This is a genomic window from Microbacterium sp. R1, assembly GCF_015159725.1.
Lineage (GTDB): Bacteria > Actinomycetota > Actinomycetes > Actinomycetales > Microbacteriaceae > Microbacterium > Microbacterium oxydans.
This window is the reverse complement of sequence record NZ_JADDUD010000010.1, coordinates 1-1545: the sequence shown is the minus strand read 5'-3', so window position 1 is coordinate 1545 and position 1545 is coordinate 1. Positions and strand designations below refer to the sequence as shown.

General features: G+C 50.8%; 1 protein-coding gene. It reads right to left on the bottom strand.

Going from position 1 to position 1545, the window contains the following annotated elements; genetic code table 11:
* Window positions 1-923: 923 nt before the first annotated feature.
* Window positions 924-1421 carry a hypothetical protein gene (locus tag ILP86_RS19455; protein ID WP_193762727.1) on the bottom strand — a complete coding sequence of 166 codons (498 nt, stop codon included), beginning with the start codon at window positions 1419-1421 and terminating at the stop codon, window positions 924-926.
* Between the last annotated feature and the right edge of the window lie 124 nt (window positions 1422-1545).

Sequence of the window (1545 nt, the reverse complement as noted above, 5' to 3'; positions counted from 1 at the left end):
CTCACCCTTCCTTGCTCACGCCTTTGGGCCTTAGAGCTTGTCCTTTAGGACATTTCCCTTTAGGGTCAATAAACTTCGCTATGAGGTTTATTGAATGTCTTATTTGAAGGGTTGAGGGGATATGACCAACTTTGGTTGTATCATATCACGGTCATGGGGTTCACCAGACCCCGTAGCTATAGCTACATCAGGATGTTTCCTGAATGGGGATTCAACCATAGATCCCCTGTGCGTCCTCTACAAGGACTTCGGGTGGCCCGGGGACTTCCCTCCGGGGCAGAGGCAATGCCTCTACCACAGAAAACTGTATCACACCCGACGCACGAACCACACCAGACGTGACTGGGTGGAGGGCCCGAAGGCAAGAACTCCGGTGTCCAACTCACGTTCTGCGGTGTAATAAGCGCGCCGTGAACGCCTCTGATGATACTCAGGATGACCGCCTGAATTCTCAGGGGAATTGATGAGATCGAGTAGAAGATCTCTCGAAACCATCGATAACGGTACACAAGACCACGTGAGTAAACCTTCCTCACGTGAGGCGATGCCTGGACTCCCACGCTATGGGTAGTCTTGAGGTAAATAACCTCAGGGAGGACCCTTTTGATCCTCTCCTTGTGTACCGAATGGCACCTCTGATAAAAATCAGGGGTTACCAATTTTTGTCCCTTGAACAGAAGATAATTCTTCTGATTCTGCACCAAAGTGCGTAGGTCCGATCTACGGCCTGGGACAGAGGAAAATACTTCCTCCTGAAAGGGATCTTTCTCCCTACGGCTCGGTGGCCGCGGTGTCGACTCAAAAGAGTCTAGCCTCCCCTGCCTCTGAAGGTTTCCAGAGGTGGATTTACCGGGAGACCGCTGTCCAATACATTGTTTGGACGGAGGGCCCACAATGTGGGATTGACCACCCGGTCCGAGTCCCTATTTCGGAATCGAAAAAAGGTCCTCAATGGACGTTATGTCAGCGGCTATAGCCACTGACGGGGTGGCGAACGTTTGTTTAAACGTTGCCTCCTCCTCTTCCGACCTTTTCTTGGCGGCACAATACTCAACATGGAGTTTAATGGCTTCAGGCTCAATGAAAAGCATTGGCCGGAGCTCTGGCCGCCCACGCACCTCCAACAGGATCCGCTCAAACTGGGAAATGGTCATGTTTGAACCATAAACCCTCTTGAGGTACTCATCAAAGCACCTCGCGGCCTGGATGAAGGCGACGCGCTGCTTGCCAACAGCGGAAAAGGACGGTCCACCATGTCCACTTGGTTTTGTGGACTTAGGGTTATAACCCTTGAGCCTTGGGTCATTGCTACCCTTCGGCTTTGGTGGAGCAGGCACCTTTTTAGGTGCCGGTGCCTTTTTATCATGGGGCATCTTCAGGATAAAATCCTTAATCCTAGATAATGTTCTAGGATTAGACACTCCCAGCCTGTCCAAATCGACAGGAGCTTGTTGGAATATATTCCGCTCTAGCCAAGCAAAGTGGTGAGTGTGTTTACGACAAAAGGTTGTAAACTTGGCCTTGGTGTCACGTCACCAAAAAAAG